This is a genomic window from Brevundimonas sediminis, assembly GCF_048799765.1.
Taxonomy (GTDB): Bacteria; Pseudomonadota; Alphaproteobacteria; order Caulobacterales; family Caulobacteraceae; genus Brevundimonas.
Genome location: NZ_JBLYQK010000024.1, coordinates 1 through 16,902 on the forward strand (window position 1 = coordinate 1; position 16,902 = coordinate 16,902).

21 protein-coding genes, 1 tRNA gene and 1 pseudogene are annotated in these 16,902 nt (G+C 68.6%); 8 read left to right on the forward strand and 15 right to left on the reverse strand.

Going from position 1 to position 16,902, the window contains the following annotated elements; genetic code table 11:
* The 4 genes from ACLQ7T_RS12410 to rimP form a co-directional block, all read right to left on the reverse strand.
* On the reverse strand, window positions 1-331 hold a 331-nt coding region (locus ACLQ7T_RS12410), incomplete at its 3' end, for a translation initiation factor IF-2 associated domain-containing protein (RefSeq protein ID WP_420479702.1).
* A gap of 77 nt (window positions 332-408) precedes the next feature.
* Window positions 409-1,077, reverse strand: coding sequence for an RNA-binding protein (locus tag ACLQ7T_RS12415; RefSeq protein ID WP_420472219.1), 669 nt, complete (start codon window positions 1,075-1,077; stop codon window positions 409-411).
* A gap of 18 nt (window positions 1,078-1,095) precedes the next feature.
* Window positions 1,096-2,829, reverse strand: coding sequence for a transcription termination factor NusA (gene nusA, locus ACLQ7T_RS12420; RefSeq protein ID WP_420479703.1), 1,734 nt, complete (start codon window positions 2,827-2,829; stop codon window positions 1,096-1,098).
* Between the two features lie 2 nt (window positions 2,830-2,831).
* Window positions 2,832-3,377 (reverse strand): ribosome maturation factor RimP, encoded by a 546-nt coding sequence (gene rimP / locus ACLQ7T_RS12425; protein ID WP_420479704.1) that lies wholly within the window; start codon window positions 3,375-3,377, stop codon window positions 2,832-2,834.
* 173 nt (window positions 3,378-3,550) lie between these two features.
* Between rimP and ACLQ7T_RS12430 the strand changes: the two genes are divergently transcribed.
* Entirely contained in the window at window positions 3,551-4,057 is a 507-nt protein-coding gene (locus tag ACLQ7T_RS12430) for a protein-tyrosine phosphatase family protein (RefSeq protein WP_420479705.1), read from the forward strand.
* A gap of 11 nt (window positions 4,058-4,068) precedes the next feature.
* Entirely contained in the window at window positions 4,069-4,590 is a 522-nt protein-coding gene (locus ACLQ7T_RS12435) for a biotin transporter BioY (protein ID WP_420479706.1), read from the forward strand.
* A gap of 86 nt (window positions 4,591-4,676) precedes the next feature.
* Here ACLQ7T_RS12435 and trmB read toward each other — a convergent pair whose 3' ends face one another.
* The 10 genes and pseudogenes from trmB to hemC all read right to left on the reverse strand — a co-directional run bounded on the left by trmB (window position 4,677) and on the right by hemC (window position 11,165).
* Window positions 4,677-5,384 (reverse strand): tRNA (guanosine(46)-N7)-methyltransferase TrmB, encoded by a 708-nt coding sequence (trmB, locus tag ACLQ7T_RS12440; protein ID WP_420479707.1) that lies wholly within the window; start codon window positions 5,382-5,384, stop codon window positions 4,677-4,679.
* 71 nt (window positions 5,385-5,455) lie between these two features.
* Complete coding sequence (locus ACLQ7T_RS12445) at window positions 5,456-6,049, reverse strand: hypothetical protein (protein WP_420479708.1); 594 nt, start codon at window positions 6,047-6,049, stop codon at window positions 5,456-5,458.
* Window positions 6,050-6,825: 776 nt separating this feature from the next.
* Entirely contained in the window at window positions 6,826-8,016 is a 1,191-nt protein-coding gene (metK, locus tag ACLQ7T_RS12450) for a methionine adenosyltransferase (RefSeq protein WP_420479709.1), read from the reverse strand.
* Window positions 8,017-8,071: 55 nt separating this feature from the next.
* On the reverse strand, window positions 8,072-8,536 hold the full coding sequence (locus ACLQ7T_RS12455) for a hypothetical protein (RefSeq protein WP_420479710.1): 465 nt from the start codon (window positions 8,534-8,536) through the stop codon (window positions 8,072-8,074).
* 26 nt (window positions 8,537-8,562) lie between these two features.
* Window positions 8,563-8,691 (reverse strand): hypothetical protein, encoded by a 129-nt coding sequence (locus ACLQ7T_RS12460; protein WP_420479741.1) that lies wholly within the window; start codon window positions 8,689-8,691, stop codon window positions 8,563-8,565.
* Window positions 8,692-8,705: 14 nt separating this feature from the next.
* Window positions 8,706-8,987, reverse strand: coding sequence for a hypothetical protein (locus tag ACLQ7T_RS12465; RefSeq protein ID WP_420479711.1), 282 nt, complete (start codon window positions 8,985-8,987; stop codon window positions 8,706-8,708).
* Window positions 8,988-9,102: 115 nt separating this feature from the next.
* A pseudogene (locus ACLQ7T_RS12470) lies at window positions 9,103-9,453 on the reverse strand (helix-turn-helix transcriptional regulator); the annotation flags it as partial.
* A tRNA-Thr gene (locus ACLQ7T_RS12475) sits at window positions 9,415-9,490 on the reverse strand. The pseudogene ACLQ7T_RS12470 and the gene ACLQ7T_RS12475, both read right to left, overlap by 39 nt.
* A gap of 47 nt (window positions 9,491-9,537) precedes the next feature.
* On the reverse strand, window positions 9,538-10,212 hold the full coding sequence (locus ACLQ7T_RS12480; protein WP_420479712.1) for a uroporphyrinogen-III synthase: 675 nt from the start codon (window positions 10,210-10,212) through the stop codon (window positions 9,538-9,540).
* Between the two features lie 5 nt (window positions 10,213-10,217).
* The gene (gene hemC, locus ACLQ7T_RS12485) at window positions 10,218-11,165 is read right to left on the reverse strand and encodes a hydroxymethylbilane synthase (RefSeq protein WP_420479713.1); all 948 of its coding nucleotides are present in this window, start codon (window positions 11,163-11,165) and stop codon (window positions 10,218-10,220) included.
* A 42-nt stretch (window positions 11,166-11,207) separates the two neighbouring features.
* On the opposite strand from hemC, the gene tsaD reads away from it, so the two are divergent.
* Genes tsaD through ACLQ7T_RS12500 form a run of 3 tightly spaced genes read left to right on the forward strand, consistent with a single transcriptional unit; the run spans window position 11,208 to window position 13,732 of the window.
* The gene (gene tsaD, locus ACLQ7T_RS12490; RefSeq protein ID WP_420479714.1) at window positions 11,208-12,347 is read left to right on the forward strand and encodes a tRNA (adenosine(37)-N6)-threonylcarbamoyltransferase complex transferase subunit TsaD; all 1,140 of its coding nucleotides are present in this window, start codon (window positions 11,208-11,210) and stop codon (window positions 12,345-12,347) included.
* A gap of 9 nt (window positions 12,348-12,356) precedes the next feature.
* Window positions 12,357-13,355 (forward strand): NAD(P)H-dependent glycerol-3-phosphate dehydrogenase, encoded by a 999-nt coding sequence (locus ACLQ7T_RS12495; protein ID WP_420479715.1) that lies wholly within the window; start codon window positions 12,357-12,359, stop codon window positions 13,353-13,355.
* Window positions 13,352-13,732, forward strand: coding sequence for a Rieske (2Fe-2S) protein (locus tag ACLQ7T_RS12500; RefSeq protein ID WP_420479740.1), 381 nt, complete (start codon window positions 13,352-13,354; stop codon window positions 13,730-13,732). Before ACLQ7T_RS12495 ends, ACLQ7T_RS12500 begins: the two co-directional genes overlap by 4 nt.
* On the opposite strand, the gene ACLQ7T_RS12505 is transcribed toward ACLQ7T_RS12500, so the two are convergent.
* Window positions 13,733-14,476 (reverse strand): class I SAM-dependent methyltransferase, encoded by a 744-nt coding sequence (locus ACLQ7T_RS12505; protein ID WP_420479716.1) that lies wholly within the window; start codon window positions 14,474-14,476, stop codon window positions 13,733-13,735.
* An 897-nt stretch (window positions 14,477-15,373) separates the two neighbouring features.
* On the opposite strand from ACLQ7T_RS12505, the gene ACLQ7T_RS12510 reads away from it, so the two are divergent.
* From ACLQ7T_RS12510 to ACLQ7T_RS12520, 3 genes are read left to right on the forward strand one after another with little or no spacing between them, the layout of a single operon-like run.
* Window positions 15,374-15,943: a hypothetical protein gene (locus tag ACLQ7T_RS12510; protein WP_420479717.1), complete on the forward strand. Its 570-nt coding sequence runs from the start codon at window positions 15,374-15,376 to the stop codon at window positions 15,941-15,943.
* A 15-nt stretch (window positions 15,944-15,958) separates the two neighbouring features.
* Window positions 15,959-16,585: a hypothetical protein gene (locus ACLQ7T_RS12515; protein ID WP_420479718.1), complete on the forward strand. Its 627-nt coding sequence runs from the start codon at window positions 15,959-15,961 to the stop codon at window positions 16,583-16,585.
* A gap of 3 nt (window positions 16,586-16,588) precedes the next feature.
* A complete protein-coding gene (locus tag ACLQ7T_RS12520) occupies window positions 16,589-16,891 on the forward strand; it encodes a winged helix-turn-helix domain-containing protein (RefSeq protein ID WP_420479719.1) in 303 nt (100 codons plus the stop codon).
* Window positions 16,892-16,902: the final 11 nt, after the last annotated feature.

Consider the following 16,902-nt stretch of genomic DNA (forward strand, 5'->3'; position numbering starts at 1 on the left):
GACGACGCCGACAAACAGGCCAAGTGGTACCAGCAGCTGAAGCGCGAATGGGCGCGGGGCGCGGCGTTTGCGGAGCCGGCGTCGGGGCGTTCGGACGGGCGACGTCGAAGCCCTGCGGGCGCTGGTGGCCGCCCGGGGCTGCGCCGACGCGGCGCTTGGTCTCGACCACCACGGTCTTGGTGCGGCCGTGGCTGAAGCTCTGGCGCACGGTGCCGGTCGAAACCGATCCCGCCGTCCGCGGCTTCAGGCTCAGCGGCGCGCGCGGCCCCGATCCCGAGGTGTTCGAGGGGGTCGCCTTGCCGTCGTTGGTCTTGTCGTTCTCGTCAGTCATCCGGTCGCTTTACTTTGACGCGGGACAGTCCCGTGTCGTCGTCCAAACACAAAAAGCCGTGCGGGACTCCGCCCCCCTCAGGGAGCGGAGCCCCGCCCGTCTGAAATTCCATCCGGGGCCTCAGCCGCCTCATCGCCCCACTGCGGGGGCGTCAACGGTCGAAATCCCGCCAGTCGTTCGACCTCGAAGGTCCAGCGATCGGCCCGCCCGCCCTCCAGCAGGACGGCGTGTATCGCATTTTCCAGCCCGAGGGCCAAACCCAAATCGTCAGCACTGAACGCGCCGCACACTTTGGGCGGCGGCGTCTGGTGTCTCGCAAGGGCCAGAAGCTTGCCCCGTCCGTCGGCGGACCCGTCCGCCGCTTCCACGATCCAGGCGGCCTTGCCCGAGCGGATCGCGGCGGCCGACTTTTCGTAGCCGGAGATAAGAACGCCTTCGCGCCGGGCAAGACCCAGCTGCTCAAGACAGCGCTTCGCAAGCAGGGAGTCCACCAGATCGGGCAGATCGGCGGCGGGTTTCAGCGGGGCCTTCGCCGCGCGGCTGAACAGGTTCTTCTTCACCGCCGCCTCGATGGAGGCGCGGTCGGCGGCCACCCAGAGGCCGCGACCCGGAAGCTTTCGCGCCAGGTCCGGGGCGACCCCGCCGTCCGGAGCGGCGACAAAACGGATCAGGCGAGACTCGTCCATGACCTGGTGAGTCACCAGGTCCCGGCGGTCCCTATCGATCGTTGCGTCGCGCAAGCTCATGAACGGCGGGGGCTCCCATCACGCGTTTTCGGGCTGATCGGCGTCGTCCGCCGGAGCCTCTTCGGACGTCTCGTCCGAACCCACGTTGGCGAACACGGCGTCGGCGTCGTATTCGCCTTCAGCGTAGTCCTCTTCCTCGTACTCGGGCTCGGGTTCCGGCTGCGGCAGTTCCGAAGCGTCGATCCAGCCGGCGGCCACGCGGGCCTGCAGGATCAGCAGTTCGGCGTCTTCCTGGGCCAGGTTGAAGCTCTCGAGGACGCCCGGGACCTTCACGCGTTCGCCGTTGCGGACTTCATAGCCGCCGCGGATTTCGTCGGTGGCCAGATCGGCGAGGTCCTCGACGGTCTTCACGCCGCCCTCGCCCAGGGCGACGGCCATGGCCAGGGTCACGCCCGGCACCTCAAGCACGCCGTCCTCGACGCCCAGTTCGGTGCGCTTGGCGTCCAGCTCCGCGGCCTTGCGGTCCAGGAAGTCGCGGGCGCGGGCCTGCAGTTCCTCGGCGGTCTCCTCGTCGAAGCCCTCGATCTCCGAGATTTCGTAGGGTTCCACGAAGGCCAGGTCTTCCACCGTGGCGAAGCCTTCGGTGACCAGCAGCTGGGCGATGACCTCGTCCACGTCCAGGGCTTCCTGGAACAGGGCGGTGCGCTCGGTGAATTCCTTCTGGCGGCGCTCCGAGTCCTGCGACTCGGTGATGATGTCGATCTGCCAGCCGGTCAGCTGCGAAGCCAGGCGGACGTTCTGGCCGCGGCGGCCGATGGCCAGCGACAGCTGCTCGTCCGGCACCACGACCTCAACCCGGTCGGCTTCCTCGTCCAGCACCACCTTCGACACTTCGGCCGGAGCCAGGGCGTTCACGATGAAGGTCGGTTCGTCGTTGTTCCACTGGATGATGTCGATCTTCTCGCCCTGCAGTTCGGCGACGACCGCCTGAACGCGCGAGCCGCGCATGCCGACGCAGGCGCCGACCGGATCGATGGAGGAGTCGTTCGACAGCACGGCCATCTTGGCGCGCGAGCCGGCGTCGCGGGCGGCGGCGCGGATCTCGATCACGCCGTCGTACACTTCCGGCACTTCCTGCGCGAACAGCTTGGCCATGAAGCCCGGGTGCGAGCGCGACAGCATGACCTGCGGGCCCTTCGCCTCGGGGCGAACGTCGTAGATGTAGGTGCGGATGCGGTCGCCGATGTTGAAGGCTTCGCGCGGGATCGAGTCGTTGCGGCGCATGATGCCTTCGCCACGGCCCAGATCGACGATCGTGTTGCCGTACTCGACGCGCTTGACCGTGCCGTTGACGATTTCGCCGACGCGGTCCTTGAATTCTTCGTACTGGTTGGCGCGCTCGGCCTCGCGGACCTTTCCGGTCACGACCTGGCGGGCCATCTGGGTCTGCACGCGGCCGAACTCGAACGGCGGCAAGTTCTCGATGTACTCCTTGCCGACTTCGGCTTCCGGGTCACGCTTCGAGGCGTCCGTCAGGCGGACCATGGCGCTGTCGTTGAACTCTTCCAGCTCGTCTTCCGGCTGCCAGTCGTCAGCCACGATGGTGACGTGACGGGTCAGGCTGAGTTCGCCGGTCTTGTGGTCGATCTTGGCGCGGATGTCGTGGTGCGCGCCGTAACGGGCCTTGGCGCCCTTCTGGATCGCTTCCTCGATCGCCTCGATGACGATCTCCTTGTCGATGTTCTTCTCACGCGCCACCGCGTCAGCGATGTGCAGCAGTTCGAGACGGTTCGCGGAAACGCCAACAGCCATGATCAGTCCTCGGTCTCGGAAAGGTTGTCGTCATTGCGGGCGGCGCGTTTTTCGGCGCCCGCCTTCATCAGGTCGTCGGTCAGCACCAGCTTGGCGTCGACCAGCCATTCGAACGGGATCAGGGCGGTGTCGTCCTCCCCTTCCAGATCGATGGCGATATTGTCGTCCTCGGTCCCGGCCAGCACGCCCTTGAAACGCTTGCGGCCCTCGACCATCCGGTCCGTCTCCAGACGCGCCTCATAGCCTTCGAACAGGTCGAAGTCGCTCAGGCGGGTCAGCGGGCGGTCGATGCCCGGCGACGAGACTTCCAGCAGATATTCCCCGGCGATCGGGTCGGCGGCGTCGAACACCTCCGACACGGCGCGGCTCAGGCGGGCGCATTCCTCGACCGCGATGTCGTGGTCGCTGGCGCGCTCGGCCATGATCTGCAGGCGGCGCCGCTGGGTCCCGCCCATCAAGCGCACGCGCACGACCTCGAGACCCAGGCTTTCAGCGATGGGTTCGATCAGCTCCAGCAGCTGGCGGTCTTCTGCGGTCTTGGCCTTCAAGCGGCTTGAACTCCGGGCAAAACAAAAGCGGCTGGCCGTCCGGGCCGCCGCTTCAAACGGCGCCGTTAGGAGCCGGTCTAACGATGTGGGGCGGCATATAGACCCCTGCGAGGCGTTTGTCAGCCCGGATAATCCGGATTGCCATCTTCCGGCCGCGCCGCCAGAAAACAGCGATGATGAAAATCCACTGGATCGGTCTCGACACCCCCGGGCGCCTGGGGGTGTCACGCAAGCCTGAGGGCGGCGAGGCTCTCGACGCGCAGATGGAGCATCTGCATCGCGGCATGGTCGACCATGTCGTCAGCATGCTGGAACCCGCCGAGGCCGCCGAATTCGGGCTGACGGAAGAAGGCGCGGCGGCCGAACGGCACGGCGTCGGCTTCTACAACTTCCCGATCGTCGACCACGGCCTGCCGGAAAACGTCGACCACTACGCCCGTGTCGCCCGCGCCATCGACGGTCGCCTGCGCGCCGGTCAGGCCATCGTCATCCACTGCCGCGCCGGTCTGGGGCGTGCGCCGTCAATGGCCATCTGCGCCCTGATCGCGGGCGGCATGAACGCCGACGAGGCCGTCCTGCGCGTCGGCCGGGCCCGGGGTCGCCCCGTACCGGAGACCGACGAACAGTACGCCTTCATCCAGGCCTTCGCCGCCCGCCTGAAGGCCGATCAGGCCGCCTGAATCGGAAGCGGATGCCGACCCTGGTCTCCATCGTTCTGACGCTCGCCTTCGCCGCCCTCATGGCGGTTTGCGCGCAGATCACCGTGCCGATGACGCCGGTGTCGATGACGATGCAGACCTTCGCGATCCTGCTGGCCGGCGCGGTCCTCGGCCCCCGGCGCGGGACGGTGTCCGTCCTGCTCTATCTGGCGCTGGGTGCGGCAGGCTTGCCGGTCCTGTCCGACGGCGCTTCAGGCCTTGCCCATTTCGCCGGATCGACGGCGGGCTATCTGTTCGCCTTCCCGCTCGCGGCCCTTCTCGTGGGGCTGCTGTACGACAAGGCGCGCGGCCTGCCCGTCCGTTTCGGCCTGATGCTGGCCGCCCACGTCCTGATCCTGACGCTCGGCGCGGGCTGGTTGGCGACCGATATCGGCCTGCCCGCCGCGCTCGAACACGGCGTGACGCCGTTCCTGATCGGCATGGCGGTGAAGTCGGCGCTCGTCGTGGCGGCTGCTGAAGCCCTGCGGCGGCGGGGCGTGATTGGTGATTGGTGATTGCCGGGGCGGTCACCGGCGCCTGCCGTTTCGCTCCGGCGTCGGCGGCATCATCCACCAATCACCAACCACCAATCACCTCTTCCTCAGACCCGGACGAACTCCAGGAACAGCGGCTCCGTATCGCCCAGCTTCTTCTCTTCGTAGCGGGTGACCACGTGGTCCTCCGGCGCGGTCTTCCAGTCGGCGGCGCGGTCGGCGGTCCACTCCAGACCCGGCGTCCGCTCCAGACGCTCCAGCGCCCACTCGGCGTAGTCCTTCCAGTCGGTCACGAACCGCAGGCGGCCGCCGGGCTTCAGCAGGCGGGCGATCTCGGCGGCGCTCTCGTCCTGGATCAGGCGGCGCTTGTTGTGGCGCGCCTTGTGCCAGGGGTCGGGGAACAGGATCATCACCCGGTCCAGCGAGGCGTCGGGCAGGGCCTTCATCACGTCGCGCGCGTCGTCGGCGTGCAGGCGGACGTTCTTCAGTTCGCCATCCTCGATGTGACGCAGGGCCGAGCCGACGCCGTTCAGGAAGGGCTCGCAGCCGATCATCAGGGCGTCGGGATGGCGCGCGGCCTGGGCCGCCAGATGTTCGCCGCCGCCGAAGCCGATCTCCAGCCAGACTTCCTTCGCACCGGGCATCAGGGCTTGGGGGTCGATCGGACCTTCCGCCGGATCGGGCACGGCGATCGTCGGCAGCAGGGTGTCGAACAGGGCCGCCTGCCGCGGCTTCAGCGTGCGCGACTTGATGCGCCCGAACGAGCGCAGCGGCCCCCAGGTCGGGGTGTTGGAGGTGTCGTTATCGGAGGACATGGGGCGGCGTATAACGCCGCTTCCGGCATGTGCCCACTTCCAAAACTCCGCTGAGGCCCGGGAAAACGCCTCTAGAAGGCGGGCGAACTGTCTGCCCAACAGCTTGACAGTTGCTCTTCCGCGTAGGCGGTCCAACGATCAATCACGCCGTCGGATCCGGTGATCGTCAGGATCGCCTGCCCGCCGTCCGCCTGGCGAGCATAGCCCCATACGGAGCTGTCCACCGGATGAACGCGAGGGGCAGGCCCGTCCATGGGACGGCTTCCGTTCGCAGGCGCGTTGTAAAGGGAAGGGGTCTGGAAGGTCGGCGGGGCCAGACGCGTGTACTCCAACAGCACGCCCTGGAGTTGGCCGCAGGTTCGACCGTCCGCCCAGCCGATCACGCGGGGTTCCCCTTGCCCCGTGTCGAGGCTGCGCCGGGCGTAGGGGATGGCGCCGAACCGGATGCCGTCATGGGTGAGGGCCCGGTCCTGCCTCGTATAGACGTCCACGACGACCTGCCCGCCATCCGTGTCCCTCGAATATCCGCCCAGATAGAGCGTGCCGTCCGGCGCGGTCCGGCGGCCTTCCTCATACCTCGGATGGCTATCCAGATAGCGTTGCGCTGACGCCGGGAGGGCCAACCCCGAAACGGCGATACATAAGGCGATCAGCTTCCAGGACACGGTTGGCCCTCCGGGTTGACTTCTGGTCCAGCGGTACCTGTTTCCCGCGCTGCCTCGACAGTGTCTGGAGTGTAGACATTGATCTGATTGTAGGGAACGAAGTTTGCCGGGCCTTGGTTCTGAGCTACGATGTAAGCGCGGAATATTGAGCCATTTCCGTTGTTTGCAGTAATCCAATCGGCGGTCGAGATTACGTGCCCGATGTCGCCGCGATCTTCGAGGCCCGGGCCCGGGCCTGTCGATGGCAAATGGCTCCCACTGGAATGACTATGCACGGATCCGACTATGGTCGCCGGGTCTATCCCTTCGTTCGAGGGCGTCACCGTTCCGACCCCGCCATTGGCGAACGGCTCGCCGGAAGTGACCGGGCCAGTCTGGATGGAGCCATCGGCCGCTCTGTAGAGTTAACAGCTCCATTCGCGCGTGTTCAGGTCTTCTGGCGGCCGGCGTGCGGCGGCTTTCCTGGCGAATTCTTTGGCAGCTTCAGCAGCAGCTGCGTCAGCGTCCCATTCCAACGCGGTTTCCGGCGAAGCGCAGGGGTCGGACGGAGCTTCTGTGTAGGGCGGCGGCTGCTCGTCTTCGTTCTGCTGAGGAAACGAGTCGTCGCCGGACTTCCCTGCCGTTGGAAAGGTTCCTCCCGGCGAGCGCCGCTGTCCTACGCTAAATACATCAGGCAGCGTCGTTGGATTTGGCATCGTCGAGCCCTCCTCAAGGTGGCGCGCAGTCTGCACAACCAAAGAGTAACTGTCGACCAATCCTGGATTGATTTGAGTCCTTCAGGCCAGCGCCTTCAGCTGCTCCACCAGATCCGTCTTCTCCCACGAGAAGCCGCCCTCGGCGTCCGGTTCGCGGCCGAAGTGGCCGTAGGCGGCCGTGCGGGCGTAGATGGGCTTGTTCAGGCCCAGGTGCTCACGGATGGCGCGCGGTGTGGCGCCGCCGATCAGGCCCAGGATGTTCTCTTCCAGAACGCTCTCGGCGATCTTGCCGGTGCCGTGCAGGTCGACGTGGATCGACTGGGGCTCGGCCACGCCGATGGCGTAGCTGATCTGGATCGTGCAGCGATCGGCCAGGCCGGCGGCCACAACGTTCTTCGCCAGATAGCGGCAGGCATAGGCGGCCGACCGGTCGACCTTGGTCGGGTCCTTGCCCGAGAAGGCGCCGCCGCCGTGCGGAGCCGCCCCGCCGTAGGTGTCGACGATGATCTTGCGTCCGGTCAGGCCGCAGTCGCCGTCCGGCCCGCCGATCTCGAAGATGCCGGTCGGGTTGATGTGCCAGACGGTCTCATTGGTGATGAAGCCCCTGGGCAGAACGCCTTCGACCACCGGCTTGACCACGGCCGCGACCTCCGCCTGGGTCTTGCCCTTCGCATGCTGGGTCGAAACGACGATGGAGGTCGCGCGGACCGGCTTGCCGTCTTCATAGTGCAGGGTGACCTGCGACTTGGCGTCCGGCTCCAGGATCGAGCCGCCGGCGTGGCGCAGCTCCGCCAGTCGCTTCAGGATGCGGTGGCTGTAGGCCAGGGTGGCCGGCATCAGTTCGGGAGTTTCGTTCGAGGCGTAACCGAACATGATGCCCTGGTCGCCCGCGCCCTCGTCCTTGTCGTCGCTGGAATCCACGCCGACCGCGATGTCCACGGACTGGCCGTGCAGATGGTTCTGGAACTCGAAGGTGTTCCAGTGGAACTGATCCTGCTCATAGCCGATGTCGCGCACGGCGGCGCGCACGGCGGCCTCGATCTCGGCCTCGATCCCCGGCGCCCAGCCGTCATTCTCCCAGATCCCCTTGCCGCGGATTTCCCCGGCCAGAACGACCAGATTGGTCGTCGTCAGGGTTTCGCACGCCACCCGCGCTTCCGGGTCCTTCGACAGGAACAGGTCCACAACGGTGTCGGAGATGCGGTCGGCGACCTTGTCCGGATGGCCCTCGGACACGCTTTCCGAGGTGAACAGGAAGGAAGTGCGGGACAAGGCGGGCTCCTCAGGGGGCATGGGCCGCCAAACATATAAAGCTATGTTTATATGTTCAAGTCGCGCGGCGTTCGGGCCGGCGCCACCGCGCTTCGCTGCTGACCGGCGGCTCGCCGGCCATCCAGCGCTCGAGCACGCCGGCGGCCAGACACAGCACCATCAGGACGCCGATGCCCCATCGCGACGCCACATCCATCCGGATGTGGGTCTGCTGGAGATCGGGCGTCATGAAGACCATGGCGTGGGCGATCAGGGTCAGGCCGGCGCAGGCCGCCGCGGCGAGCGGCCACCAGCGATCCCGCCTCAGGGCGAGCCAGACGATGGCGGCGAAGAAGCCGAGGTCGACGATCGCCTCGCCCAGACGGAAGCCGTTCAGGTCCAGCGGCTGGGCCAGGTAGCTCAGGAGAAAGGCCAGCACGAAGATCGCCACGCCGGTGCGCTCGGTGTGGCCGCCTCGCATCCAGGCCGTCGCGAAGACCGCCAGGCTGAGAACGAGATAGAAGATCTGAAAGGGCGTCATCGCGCCTCCCCCGGGGGGCGGGCCCGTCAGCGGCCCTCGCGGGCCGTCGTCCGGTACGCACCCTGCGTGACGGTTTCATCAATCAGCCGGACCTGCTGCTGGTAGGCGACGACGCTGTCGGCCACCGCCCGCATCATCACCGCCGCCAGCACCACCAGAACGGCGATGATCAGGATACGGACGCCCCGGCCGCGTGGCGGTGGGCGATACCCGAGGCGGGGTTCTGCAGGGCGGTCGGGTCGGGCGTCTGGGTCCCCACCTGGGCCATCACCCAGCCCGCGCTCAGCACCTGCTGCAGCAGTTCCCGAGGGCTGGCCCGTTCGGCGTCCGCCGCCAGGCCGCGCATCAGATGGGCGCGCACCAGGTCGTTGCCGCCCATCGGGCTGAACCCGTCCAGGGCGGCTTCCAGATCGTCCCAGGTCCACTGGGGAAGGGGGCGTTTCGGCGTCATACTCAACTGTCTCCCTGACGTGCGGGGGAGAAGAGCGGGCCGCCGGGCCCTCGCCAATGGGGTTTTTCGTAGCGTCTGGTACGTTTCGTTCCAGAAGCGCCAGCGCGGCCTTGCGCCGGTTCACGCCCAGCCGTCGGCAGGCCTCGTGCACATGCTTCTTGACTGTCGCTTCCGACAGGCCGAGCCGCACGGCGATTTCCTTGTCGGTCAGGAAGGCGGTGAGCCTCAGACATTCTTCCTGGCGCGCGCTGAGCCCTGCCGACATGAACCGCTCCGATACTCCCGTCTTGCTAGGCCGTCCGCGCGGGAGCGTCCAGACCGCCGCGGCTCGCGGAATCTGATCTGTCCCGGTCACGGATACGAATCCCGCCCGACCGCGACCTCCCGGGCACATCCGGAGATTGAGGCTTTTCCTGCTCTGGAAAGGTGGTGCCGCTTGCGTGACTCGAACACGCGACCCCCTCATTACGAATGAGGTGCTCTACCGGCTGAGCTAAAGCGGCCCGGTGGGCGGCGGGGAGGGGTCTCCCGACCGCGCGAGAGGGGCTCTTTATACGGCAGGCGCGGGATTGCCAAGCGCCAGAAGCACGGCGGCGTCGGTGGGCTCTCCGGCGGTGCGGATTTCGGCGAATCCGGCGGCCGCCAGCGGGGCGGCGGCGGCGGCGGAAATGGCCACGGCCAGCCGGCCTCGTCCGCCGGTCCGGCCGAGCGCCCGGGCGGTCGCCGTCGCCGCGCGGGGGGAGTGGGCGAGCACCGCCTCGAAGTCGCCGGGCGGCTTCGCCTTCGTCTCCGTCGCCTCGTAGACCGGAAGGATCACCGTTTCGACCGCCCCGTTCAGCAGGGCGTCGATGTCCCCCGCCGGTTCGCGCGCGCCGGGGATCAGCACCCGCCCCGGCGCCGCGCCGGCGATCAGCCAGGCCAGGTCCGACAGGGCGCCCGAGGCCGAGGTGACGTCGGCGAAGCCCGCCTGTCGGGCGCGCTCCGCCGTGGCGTCCCCCACGGTGAAGACGGGCAGGTCGCGGGCGGCGGTCAGGTCGGCGAACACCGCGACCCCGTTCGGGCTGGTGAAGGCCAGGGCGTCAATCCCGACCAGGTCCGGCGCGGGCTGGATGATCGGCCGGACCGCCAGCACCGGGGCGATCAGGGGCTCGAAGCCGCGCGCCGCGAGACGCGTCGCCGTGCGCGAGGCGCCCGGCTCGGTCCGGGTCACCCAGACGCGGCGCACGCCCGTCAGAGCGCGATCCTCTGGTCGCCGGCGGCGGCATGAACCTCGGCGCCCAGTCGCAGGCCGAGGGTGCGCGCCGCCTCTTCCGCCGCCGCGGAGGTCGCGTCGACCTGCTCTCCGGCCCGACGCCAGCGCGCCGAACCGTCCGGGGCCAGCATTTCCACCGTCAGGCGCAGATGCCCCTCGCCGATCTCGGCATGGGCCCCGACGGCGGTGCGGCACGACCCTTCCAGCGCCGTCATCGCGCCGCGTTCGGCGGCCACGGCCAGGGCGGTCAGCGGATGGTTGAGGGCGGCGACCCAGGCGGCGCTCTCGCCCTCGCGGGTCTGCAGCGCCAGGGCCCCCTGGCCGGGGGCGGGCAGGAAGGCGTCCAGCGACAGCCGCTCGCGGATCACATCGCCAAAGCCCAGTCGGTTCAGGCCGGAGGTGGCGAGCAGGATGGCGTCGAAATCCCCGTCGGCCAGCCGCTTCAGACGCGTGTCCACATTGCCGCGCAGCATCTCGATCTTCAGATCGGGCCGCAGGGCCAGGGCCTGGGCCTGCCGTCGCAGGGAGGCGGTGCCGAGGACGGCGCCCGCGGGCAGGTCGTCGAACCGGTCGAAATGCGTGCTGACGAAGGCGTCGCGGGGATCCTCCCGCTCGGGAATGGCGGCGATGCACAGGCCCGGCGGCTGCTCGGCCGGCACATCCTTCATCGAATGGACCGCCACATCGACGCGGCCATCCAGCAAGGCCTCCTCGATCTCCTTGGTGAACAGGGCCTTGCCCCCGATCTCGAGAAGTCGGCGATCCTGCACCCGGTCGCCGGTGGTGACGATCTCGACCAGGGGCACGGCCTCGGCCAGGTCGGCGTCGGCGACCCCCATGGCCCGGCCGATGGCGCGTTGCATCATCCCCGATTGGGTGAGGGCCAGCCTGGAGCGACGGGTGCCGATACGGATGGGAAAGGTCATGAGGCGTTGCGCGGGTCCGGCCGGGTCGCTACCTCGACCCGGATGAATGAAGTCGCCGCCGACTATAGCAGCGAACCGGGCCGGACAACCGTCCCGGATGACGCCGCGCTGACCGTGCTGGGTCTGGAGACCAGCTGCGACGAGACCGCCGCCTCGGTGGTGCGCCTGACGCCGGACGGCGTCGCGACGGTTCTGTCGTCGGTGGTGCACAGCCAGATCGACGATCATGCGGCCTTCGGCGGCGTGGTGCCCGAGATCGCGGCGCGCAGTCATGTCGAGATGATCGACGGCGTCGCCCGCCGCGCCATGGCCGAGGCCGGGCTGGACTATGACCGGCTGGACGGCGTCGCCGCCACCGCCGGGCCGGGTCTGGTCGGCGGGGTCATGGTCGGGCTCAGCTACGGCAAGGCCGTCGCCCTGGCCCGCGACCTGCCGCTGGTGGCGGTGAACCATCTGGAGGGGCACGCCGTCTCGGCCCGTCTGGGCCAGCCCGTCGCTTATCCCTTCCTGCTGCTGCTGGTCTCCGGCGGGCACTGCCAGCTGCTGGAGGTGCGCGGCGTCGGCGACATGACCCGGCTGGGCACCACCATCGATGATGCGGCGGGGGAAGCCTTTGACAAGATCGCCAAGGCGCTGGGCCTCGGCTACCCGGGCGGCCCGGCGCTGGAGAAGCTGGCCGCCGCCGGCGACGGTCGCCGTTTCGACCTGCCGCGCGCCCTGCTGGGGCGGAAGGATTGCGACTTCTCCTTCTCGGGCCTGAAGACCGCCGCCTCGCGGCTCGCGGCGGCCTGTGAGACCGATCAGGACAGGGCCGACCTCGCCGACGCCGTCCAGACCGCCATCGCCCGCCAGCTGGGCGAACGCTCTGATCGGGCGTTGAAGGCTTATGCCGCCGAAAATGAGAACCGCCTTTTCGTCGTCGCCGGCGGCGTGGCCGCGAACAGGACCGTCCGTGCGACGTTGGAAGCGGTGGCGGAGAGGAACGGATTCGCCTTCCTTGCTCCGCCCATGGCCTACTGCACGGACAATGCGGCCATGATCGCCCTTGCGGGGGCGGAGCGTCTGCGGAAGGGTCTGGTGTCGGATATCGATGCGGCGGCCCGCCCGCGCTGGCCGCTGGATGAACAGAAGGCGCTCGCCGACCCGGCCCACAAGCCGGGCCGCAAGGGTGCGAAGGCTTAGGGAGCGGGTATGGAATTCAAACGGGCAGGGGTGATCGGCGCCGGCGCCTGGGGCACGGCCCTGGCGCAGGTGGCGGCCTGTGCGGGACTCGACGTCCTGCTGCAGGCCCGCGAGGCCGAGGTTGTCGACAGCATCCGTGCGCGTCGCGTCAACGAGGCCTTCCTGCCCGATGTCACGCTCAGCGAGCGGATTTCGGTCACCGGCGATCTTGCGGACCTGGCCGACTGCGATCTGGTGCTGGCCGTGCCGCCCGCCCAGCACATGCGGTCGACCCTGACGGCCTTCGCCCCCTGCCACCGCGCGGGCGTGCCGATCATTCTCTGCTCCAAGGGGGTGGAGCGGGGTTCGCTCAAGCTGATGACCGACGTCCTGGCCGAGACGCTTCCCGCCGCGCCGGCGGCGGTCCTCTCGGGTCCCAGTTTCGCGGGCGAGGTCGCGCGGGGCCTGCCCAGCGCGGTCACCCTCGCCTGTGCCGACCCCGAGCTGGGCGAAGCCCTGATGGCGGCCCTGTCGGGCCCCACCTTCCGGCCCTACCTCGCCACGGACCTGATCGGCGCCGAGGTCGGCGGCGCCATCAAGAACGTGCTCGCCATCGCCTGCGGGATGAGTGAGGGCAAGGGTCTGGGGCGCAGCGCCCACGCCGCCATCATCACCCGGGGTTTCGCGGAAATGACCCGCCTGGGCGTTGCGTTGGGCGGGCAGGCCGAGACGGTCGCCGGCCTCTGCGGCCTGGGGGATCTGGTTCTCACCTGTTCCAGCCCCCAGTCGCGGAACATGAGCCTGGGTCTCGCGCTCGGCCAGGGGCAGAGCGTCGAGGAGGCGCTGGCAGGCAAGCGTTCCGTGGCCGAGGGCTACGAATCCGCACCCGCCGTGCGCGAGCTGGCGAAGAAAATGGGCGTCGACATGCCCATTTCCCTGGCGGTCGCGGCCCTGCTGGGCGGCGAGACGACCGTGGATGCGGTGATCGACAACCTGCTGTCCCGCCCCCTGCGCGCCGAGCGCGACTGACCGTGTCCGAGGCTCAGGCCGAGCGGAAGCGGGTCTGGAAGACCCCGCCCGATGTCGCTCTCTGCGCCGAGGGCGACATCGCCGATCCGGGCGCGCGCGCCTTCGTGCTCCAGATCGGCGAGGCCTTTTTTCACGGTTTCGTGATCCGTAAGGACGGGCAGGTGGCGGGCTACGTCGACCGCTGTCCGCATGCCGGCTATCCGCTGGCGATGGAACTGGACCAGTATCTCACCCCGGACGGCGCATTGATCCTGTGCGGCTGGCACGGGGCGGTGTTCGAACCCCTGACCGGCATCTGCACCGGCGGGCCCTGCGCGGGCGGCCGTCTGACCCCATGGCCGGTTCAGGCGTCGAACGGGATCATCAGAACGGCCTGATCAGGCTCTGGCCTTCAGCAGGTAGAGCCCGAAGCCGATGAAGGGGCGACCGAACTCCAGCACCATCTTCACCCGGTCGGCGACGGCCTGGACCGATGACGCCTCGGGCGCGTCCGGGTTCGCCGCCAGCCAGTCGCGCGCCGCCCCGTCCGCCGCCGCCGCATAGGCGTCGAACACCGCCTGGGGTGAAATCTCCGACCACACGACCTCGAACCCCGCCGCCTCGGCGGAGGCCTTCCAACCCGCATCGTCCGTGTACTGATTGGTCGCCTCGGCGATCATCCGCAACGGCGCGGGCGGCTCGGCGATCCACACCAGATCTCCCCACAACAACCAGCCGCCCGGCGTCAGCCGCGTCTTCAGGAAGGCGAAGCCGGCTTCAGGTGTGGGGCGGGTCTCGCCGTTGATGTTTGTGGTCCCCAGCGCGGTGATCAGAGCCTGCGGCGGCCCCTTGGCCAGAACCTCCGCCGCCGCGCCGACGACCAGTTCGACCGCCGCGCCCGACTGCGCGATCCGGTCGGCGGCCAGCTCGGCCATCACCGGATCATATTCGACGGCCGTCGTCGTGAGGCCGAAGGTCTGCGCCAGCCGGATGGCTACGGTCGCATTGCCCGTTCCGACGTCGGTTGCGCGCGCGCCGGGCTGCACCGTTGTCCGCGCCACGGCGCCCTCGACCGCAGCCAGGGTCACGCCATTGCAGACCTCGAGCGCCTCATAGGCGATGCGGTTGTAGCTGGTGCTCATGGCGAAGGTTGTCGCGCGCGCCTGACGGTCCCGCAAGCCGTTCACCTCTCCACGATCACCCCTCCACCATGCTTCGCCCAAGGGCTTCGCATGGTCCCCCTCCCCGGCTTCGCCGGAGAGGTGAGGACCGCGGTTCACCTCTCCACAAAGCGGGGAGGTGGCTCGGCGGCGAAGCCGACGAGACGGAGGGGTCTCACCTCTCCACGCAGTGGGGAGGTGGCGCGGCGCGGCTTCGCGCCGTGACGGAGGGGTCGGGCCGTCCTCCGTCTCCCGGAAATACGGGCGAGTTCATCTTGAATCCCCGCAATCTCCACCACCCAACCCTCTGACCCAGTTCAATAACCGGCTCCAGCCAGCGTCACGAAACTGGCTGCCCTTCCGCCCGCCCCATACTTCCCGCATCCCGTCGATGGGGAGGGCGTCGGATCCACGCTGCTCGACGACGGCGGGCTGTGGTGGAGCGATGAAGCCTGCGCGAGGGAGAGTGCAGGGGGCCTTGAGGGCGGGGATGGATCCCGTCCGCCTGCTCGCCGCGCGCTGTTGGACTGCGGGCCGCTGTCGGTCCCTGATGCACCTGTCATGTCCGCCCCGCGTCGGGAGCAGCAATGTTCCCGGCGGTGATCCGGCAAGGCCATAACGCAAGGCCGCCAGCCGGAGTGCGCGCGTACAAACGACCACGCGGGACGCTGATCTCGTCGAAACGGTAAATCTATCAAACCCCGGGCGAGGCCCGGCGTCCCGCGCCCTTCCCATCACCGCTTCGGCCGAAGCGGCGAACACGCGTGCCCTGTCCCTCGGGGAGAGGGGATCATCCAGTCCTTCGGTGTCCGTCACGAAGAACTTTACATCATAAAGTTCTTCGTCTACATCGACGCTATCGCAACCGGGAACATCCCCATGACCGCCGCCGTCCTGCCCGCCGCCATCGCCCCGTCCGAGCCGACCCTGGCCGTTGCCGCCGGGCGGGTGCTGACCCTCGCCGGAACCGTCTTCGGCCTGTCCAACCTGTTCCAGTACGGGGTCCAGAGCGGTCTGCTGCATCTGCATCCCGCCGTGCTCGGCCTGAGTTGGCCGATCGCCATCACCGCCTTCTTTGTCGTTCTGGCCCGGTTGCGCCGGGTCGGCGGCGAAACCGCCCGCCGCGCCGGCCGCTGGTCGCGCTTCGGCATCTTCGCCATGATCCTTGCCGCCCTCAGCCTGCTGGCGGTCTCCCTGATCCGCTACGACTTCAGCGCCATGTTCTGGATGACCCCGGTCAGCATCGGCATCTATGTCGTCGCCTGGAGCGCCGCCGCCGTCCGTGCCCGCCGCCTCTGGATGGTCGTCCCGGCGCTCGGCGCCCTGTGCGCCGCCCTGATCGCGGTCTCCGTCCTGGGGACCCCGACCCAATACCTCGTCTACGCCGGCGCCTTGTTCGCCTTTGTCCTCATCCCCGGCGCCTGGCTGGCGTCCGGCCGCAAGGCCTGAAAGAAGAGACCCGCAATGACCCACGACTCTGACAACGCCCCCGCCGACATCGCCTGGCTGCGCCAGCTGGCCGAGGAGAATGGAACCGGCCCCATGCGCGGCGCCTCCATCCTGCTCGCCGCGGGCCTGATCTACGGCGTCACCAGCCTGATCCACTGGGCCCATATGACCGGGCTGATCCTGGCCCAGTACGCCGCCGCGGGCATGGAATGGCTGATCGCCACCGGCGTCTTCCTGGTGGTCTGCGTCACCCTGATCCTGCGCCTGCGCCGCGCCGAGGGCGTCCGCACCGCCGCCCAGCGCGCCATCGGGACCATCTGGTCGGGCGTGGGCTGGGGCATCTTCGCCCTGTTCGCCGCGATGTTCGTGGTCTCGGCCCGCATCGGCGTGGACCAGAACAGCACAATGTTCTGGCTGATCCCCTCGATCATCCTGGCCTTCTACGGCATGGGCTGGGGGGTGACGGCGACCATGATGAAGTCGCGTCCCCTGGGCCTGCTGGCGGTCGCGTCCTTCATCGCCGCGCCTGCGGTCGGCCTGTTCGCAGGGAGCGCGGCCATCTATCTCGCCTACGCCGCCGCCCTTTTCCTGCTGATGGCCGTGCCGGGCTTCCTGCTGATGCGCCAAGCGAAATCGGCCTGAGCCATGGCCGAAGAGTTCGACATCAACCGCATCGACGACGTCATCCACGGGCGTGTCCGGTTGGGTATCATGGCCGTGCTGGCCGGAGTCGACAGCGCCGACTTCAACACCCTGAAGACCCGATTGCAGACCACGGACGGCAATCTGTCCGTCCATCTGCGCAAGCTTGAGGACGCCGGCTTCGTCGCCGTCAGCAAACGGTTCGAGGGCCGCAAGCCCCTGACCGAGGCCTCCATGACCCCCGCCGGGCGCAAGGCCTTCGTCGCCTATCTCGACGCCATGCAGGGCCTCGTCGGCAAGCCCTGAACCGGCTAGAG

What these genes read in the sequence shown, in the direction of transcription:
- trmB (WP_420479707.1), bottom strand. Translation starts at nt 5,384, where the DNA reads ATGTCCTCCGATAACGACACCTCCAACACCCCGACCTGGGGGCCGCTG.
- ACLQ7T_RS12465 (WP_420479711.1), bottom strand. Translation starts at nt 8,987, where the DNA reads ATGACGCCGAAACGCCCCCTTCCCCAGTGGACCTGGGACGATCTGGAA.
- ACLQ7T_RS12505 (WP_420479716.1), bottom strand. Translation starts at nt 14,476, where the DNA reads ATGAGCACCAGCTACAACCGCATCGCCTATGAGGCGCTCGAGGTCTGC.
- ACLQ7T_RS12435 (WP_420479706.1), top strand. Translation starts at nt 4,069, where the DNA reads ATGCCGACCCTGGTCTCCATCGTTCTGACGCTCGCCTTCGCCGCCCTC.
- ACLQ7T_RS12495 (WP_420479715.1), top strand. Translation starts at nt 12,357, where the DNA reads ATGGAATTCAAACGGGCAGGGGTGATCGGCGCCGGCGCCTGGGGCACG.
- ACLQ7T_RS12520 (WP_420479719.1), top strand. Translation starts at nt 16,589, where the DNA reads ATGGCCGAAGAGTTCGACATCAACCGCATCGACGACGTCATCCACGGG.
- ACLQ7T_RS12510 (WP_420479717.1), top strand. Translation starts at nt 15,374, where the DNA reads ATGACCGCCGCCGTCCTGCCCGCCGCCATCGCCCCGTCCGAGCCGACC.
- ACLQ7T_RS12415 (WP_420472219.1), bottom strand. Translation starts at nt 1,077, where the DNA reads ATGAGCTTGCGCGACGCAACGATCGATAGGGACCGCCGGGACCTGGTG.
- ACLQ7T_RS12515 (WP_420479718.1), top strand. Translation starts at nt 15,959, where the DNA reads ATGACCCACGACTCTGACAACGCCCCCGCCGACATCGCCTGGCTGCGC.
- ACLQ7T_RS12430 (WP_420479705.1), top strand. Translation starts at nt 3,551, where the DNA reads ATGATGAAAATCCACTGGATCGGTCTCGACACCCCCGGGCGCCTGGGG.
- tsaD (WP_420479714.1), top strand. Translation starts at nt 11,208, where the DNA reads ATGAATGAAGTCGCCGCCGACTATAGCAGCGAACCGGGCCGGACAACC.
- ACLQ7T_RS12455 (WP_420479710.1), bottom strand. Translation starts at nt 8,536, where the DNA reads ATGACGCCCTTTCAGATCTTCTATCTCGTTCTCAGCCTGGCGGTCTTC.
- hemC (WP_420479713.1), bottom strand. Translation starts at nt 11,165, where the DNA reads ATGACCTTTCCCATCCGTATCGGCACCCGTCGCTCCAGGCTGGCCCTC.
- nusA (WP_420479703.1), bottom strand. Translation starts at nt 2,829, where the DNA reads ATGGCTGTTGGCGTTTCCGCGAACCGTCTCGAACTGCTGCACATCGCT.